Genomic DNA, 4,692 nt, shown 5'->3' on the forward strand with positions numbered 1-4,692 from the left:
GGTGCCTCGGCTGCCAGGGCCGGTCGGGAGCCCCCTCCGGCGGCGGCGCGAACGGGTTGCCGTCCTGGGGCTCCCGGGCGCCTTCGTCACCACGGCGCCCGTCGTCGCCGCGGGGCGCGTCGGGCGGCGAGGCGGGGCGCTCCCGCAGCAGCACGGCGCTCCGCTCCCCTCCCTGGGCGGACTGCTGGGGAAACGTGAGAAGTCGCAGGCTGCGGTCCGGCATCAAGTGAGCGTCTTCCCCTTAATGAAGCACGGCGTGGTCCGGCGTGGCCGCCTCGCACGACGTATTCGACTACGACTGGGCTGGTGAACCGGTGCGTTCCCGTCGGCTCTGCGCTGCCCGGGTCCGTCATCCTGTCAACGCCCGGTGCGCGGTTCGCGTTCCCACGCGCTCCGACGTTCCAGGACCGGCTCTTCCCAGACGCTACCTTCCGGCCACGCCCCCGTCCCGTGGGGGCCGCCCGGTGTGCCGGTATCGTTGCTGACGGTCGGCCGCTTCGTAGGCTTCCCCGTATCCGGGGGCCCGAAGCATTCGTACGAATACACAAAGCGCTGTGCCGTCGACCGCACGGACGCTCCCCGAGAAAGGGCCCCACCGTGGCCGCCAAGCCCGTGGCCGAGCGCGCCAGGCGTCTCGTCGTGCTGGTCTCCGGATCCGGCACCAACCTCCAGGCGCTCCTCGACGAGATCGCCGCCACCGGCGCCGAGGCGTACGGGGCCGAGGTCGTGGCCGTCGGCGCCGACCGCGAGGGCATCGAGGGACTGGCCCGCGCCGAGCGCGCCGGGCTGCCGACCTTCGTGTGCAAGGTCAAGGACCACCCGACCCGCGAGGCGTGGGACGCGGCGCTCACCGAGGCCGTCGCCGCCCACGAACCCGACCTCGTGGTGTCCGCCGGGTTCATGAAGATCGTGGGGAAGGAGTTCCTCGCGCGCTTCGGCGGGCGGTTCGTCAACACCCACCCCGCCCTGCTGCCCAGTTTCCCCGGGGCCCACGGCGTACGGGACGCACTCGCGTACGGCGCCAAGGTCACCGGCTGCACCGTCCACTTCGTCGACGACGGCGTCGACACCGGACCGATCATCGCGCAGGGCGTGGTGGAGGTCCGGGACGAGGACGACGAGAGCGCTCTGCACGAGCGCATCAAGGACGTCGAGCGAAGGCTGCTCGTCGAGGTCGTGGGGCTCCTCGCCCGCAACGGCTACCGCATTGAGGGACGAAAGGTAGTTATCCAGTGACCGCCGAGAGCAACAAGCGGGCCATCCGACGGGCGCTCGTCTCCGTCTACGACAAGACCGGCCTCGAGGACCTCGCGCGCGGCCTGCACGAGGCCGGCGTGGAGCTCGTCTCCACCGGGTCCACCGCCGCGAGGATCGCCGCCGCGGGCGTCCCCGTCACCAAGGTCGAGGAGCTCACCGGCTTCCCCGAGTGCCTGGACGGCCGCGTCAAGACCCTGCACCCGAAGGTCCACGCCGGCGTCCTCGCCGACCTGCGCCTGGAGGACCACCGGCGGCAGCTCGCCGAGCTGGGCGTGGAGCCGTTCGACCTCGTCGTCGTGAACCTCTACCCGTTCCGCGAGACCGTCGCCTCGGGCGCCACGCCCGACGAGTGCGTGGAGCAGATCGACATCGGCGGCCCGTCGATGGTGCGCGCAGCCGCCAAGAACCACCCCTCGGTCGCCGTCGTGACCAGCCCCGCCCGCTACGGCGACGTCCTCGCCGCGGTCCAGGACGGCGGCTTCGACCTCACCACCCGCAAGCGGCTCGCCGCGGAGGCCTTCCGGCACACGGCCGCGTACGACGTGGCGGTGGCCTCCTGGTTCGCCTCCGAGTACGCCCCGGTCGACGCTGCGGCCGACAGCGGCTCCGCCGCGGGGCAGTTCCCCGACTTCCTCGGCGCCACCTGGGAGCGCAAGAACATCCTGCGCTACGGCGAGAACCCGCACCAGCCCGCGGCCCTGTACGTGTCCGGCACGGGCGGTCTCGCCGAGGCCGAGCAGCTGCACGGCAAGGAGATGTCGTACAACAACTACACGGACACGGACGCCGCCCTCCGTGCCGCGTACGACCACGACGGGCCGGCCGTCGCGATCATCAAGCACGCCAACCCCTGCGGCATCGCGACCGGCGCGGACGTCGCCGAGGCGCACCGCAAGGCGCACGCCTGCGACCCGCTGTCCGCGTTCGGCGGCGTGATCGCGGTCAACCGCCCGGTGTCCAAGGAGATGGCCGAGCAGGTCGCGGAGATCTTCACCGAGGTCATCGTCGCGCCGGACTACGAGGAGGGCGCCCTCGACGCCCTCACCAAGAAGAAGAACATCCGCGTGCTGCGCGCCCCGGAGGCCCCCTCCGCCCCGGTCGAGGTCAAGCCGATCGACGGCGGCGCCCTGCTCCAGGTCACCGACCGCCTCCAGGCCGAGGGCGACGACCCGGCCACCTGGACGCTGGCCACCGGCGAGGCCCTCTCCGAGGCGGAGCTGGCCGAGCTGGCCTTCGCCTGGAAGGCGTGCCGCGCGGTGAAGTCCAACGCGATCCTGCTCGCCAAGGACGGCGCCTCCGTCGGCGTCGGCATGGGCCAGGTCAACCGCGTCGACTCCGCGAAGCTGGCGGTGGAGCGGGCGGGCGCCGAGCGCGCGGCCGGTTCCTACGCCGCCTCGGACGCGTTCTTCCCGTTCCCCGACGGCCTGGAGATCCTCACCGAGGCCGGGGTGAAGGCCGTGGTCCAGCCCGGCGGCTCGGTCCGCGACGAACTGGTCGTCGAGGCCGCGAAGAAGGCGGGCGTGACAATGTACTTCACGGGCACGCGCCACTTCTTCCACTGACGGGTCCCTCCGCCCGGCCGCTCGTGCGAGCGGCCGGGCGGAGGTGTCCTACTTGTCCACCTCGTACCGGCCGGTCTCCAGGAAGTACCGCAGCTCCTCCGGCGTACCGTCGATGACCTCTTCCGCGGCCGCGCGGAGGGCGTCGCTGATGTCCGGATCGGCCAGCATCCGCGCGACGGCCACGCGGTCGTCCTCGGCCTGCGCGAGGCGGTAGCCGGTCTCCAGCCAGGTGCGGAGCTTTTCGGGGGTGGGCGCGTCGAGGAGTGCGTAGATCTCCTGCTTGACGCGCTTTCCTGCGTAGGGCTTGCCGAGGATGGTGAAGAGGGCGACCTTGTCGTCCTCGTACTGGGCGAGGCGGTAGCCGGTCTCCAGCCAGGTGCGGAGCTTTTCGGGGGTGGGCGCGTCGAGGAGTGCGTAGATCTCCTGCTTGACGCGCTTTCCTGCGTAGGGCTTGCCGAGGATGGTGAAGAGGGCGACCTTGTCGTCCTCGAACTGCGCGAGCCGGTAACCGGTCTTGAGGAACTCGCGCATGTCCTCCACGGTGCCGTCGAGGGCCTCGTTCGCCTCCCGCTCGACGCCCCTGCCGGAGTCCGGGTCGGCCAGGATGCGGGCGATGGCGAAGCGGAGCTCCTCCTCCGACATCTCGTCCACCGGCGTACCGGGGTCGTCCGCCACCGTGACGGCGACGGACGACGGCGCCGCGTCCGCGGCGAAGGCCGGGCCGGTGAGGAGGAGGGCCGGCGTGAGTGCGGTGGCGGTCACCAGCAGAACACCGCGGGTCAGTCTCATACGTCAACCTGCCTTGTGGGTAAGGGGTTTCAGGGAGGCGGCGATCGCCGCCCCCGAACACCCTGCCACCGTCCGCCCCGGAGATCACTGCCGGAACCAGGCAGTCCTGACGCCCCGTCACTGCCGGGCGGCGGGACCCCGCGCCTCCGCGCGCTTCAACGCGGTCCCGCGCAGCGCGAGGAAGTCCTCCACCAGGGCCGTACGGGCGGAGGGCAGCGCCTTCTCCACCTTCTCCTGGGCGCGGGCGATGTGTTCGGCGAGACCGGCCTCCACCTGGCAGACGGCGTCCTGCCCGGCGGTCCTCAGTTCCTCGCGCCCGGTGGCACGCAGGGCCTCCCGGTCGGAACCGGCGGCGTCGAGCCGCTTCCTCAGCGCCTTGAGCGGGTCCTCGCGGTGCGCGTACGGGGAGCCCCCGTCGCGCATGCACGCGGCCCGCTTCCGCTCGGCCGACTTCACGAGGGAGTGGTCGGGCGTGTCCGTCACGACCGAGTTGCGAAGGCTCTGCACCGAGTGGTGGATCCGGTCCCACGAAGCGCCGTACAGCGCCCGGCGCGCCACGGAGACGCAGGAACCGGTGGCCACGGACACGGTCGGCTCGTCGGGCAGTTCGATCTCCTCACGCGGCCCGTCCGCCGCCCCCTCGAGCGCGCCCTCCCACGCGCGGCGGTCACGCTCGGCCGGCGCCGACACCCGTCGGGCGTTCGGGTCGGCCGGGGGCTTCCTCGGCCTCTCCGCGGTCAGGCCGTAGCCGTCCTGGGCCGCCCGGCTCCGCGTCAGCAGGCCGTACCTGGAGGTCACCCATCCCCGGCAGACGGCGGACCGGGACCCGCACCTGAACGGCCGGGGCCCACGCTGGTCCCCTCGTACTTCAACTGGGGCGAGCCGGTCGCCTACGCCGACCCGGGGCTGCCGCCCGTGCCCTGGTACTCGCTGCTGCACGAGCCAGGGCCCCGCCCTCCGAGCGCCGACGACCCCGGGCGGTCCCTGACGAACCTGCTCGGGCGAGCCCGCGCGGTCGCCCTGCACGCCGCGTCCGGCGGCGCCACGACCGGTGAGATCGCCCGCGCCGCCGGGGTCCCGGCCT

General features: G+C 72.7%; 4 protein-coding genes and 1 pseudogene. 2 read left to right on the plus strand and 3 right to left on the minus strand.

Annotated elements, in window-relative coordinates; genetic code table 11:
- Positions 1-223: pseudogene (locus tag B7767_RS17790) on the minus strand (hypothetical protein); the annotation flags it as partial.
- A 374-nt stretch (positions 224-597) separates the two neighbouring features.
- Between B7767_RS17790 and purN the strand changes: the two are divergent.
- A complete protein-coding gene (purN, locus tag B7767_RS17795; RefSeq protein ID WP_085573055.1) occupies positions 598-1,236 on the plus strand; it encodes a phosphoribosylglycinamide formyltransferase in 639 nt (212 codons plus the stop codon).
- Positions 1,233-2,819, plus strand: a complete 1,587-nt coding sequence (gene purH, locus B7767_RS17800; protein ID WP_085573056.1) for a bifunctional phosphoribosylaminoimidazolecarboxamide formyltransferase/IMP cyclohydrolase — start codon at positions 1,233-1,235, stop codon at positions 2,817-2,819. Before purN ends, purH begins: the two co-directional genes overlap by 4 nt.
- 48 nt (positions 2,820-2,867) lie before the next feature.
- Here the strand turns inward: purH and B7767_RS17805 are convergent, their stop codons facing one another.
- Both B7767_RS17805 and B7767_RS17810 read right to left on the minus strand, forming a co-directional pair.
- Positions 2,868-3,608: an ALF repeat-containing protein gene (locus tag B7767_RS17805; protein ID WP_085573057.1), complete on the minus strand. Its 741-nt coding sequence runs from the start codon at positions 3,606-3,608 to the stop codon at positions 2,868-2,870.
- Between the two features lie 117 nt (positions 3,609-3,725).
- A complete protein-coding gene (locus B7767_RS17810; protein WP_085573058.1) occupies positions 3,726-4,406 on the minus strand; it encodes a hypothetical protein in 681 nt (226 codons plus the stop codon).
- Positions 4,407-4,692: the final 286 nt, after the last annotated feature.

Origin of the sequence: Streptomyces sp. 13-12-16 (assembly GCF_002114215.1) — a bacterium.
Classification (GTDB): domain Bacteria; phylum Actinomycetota; class Actinomycetes; order Streptomycetales; family Streptomycetaceae; genus Streptomyces.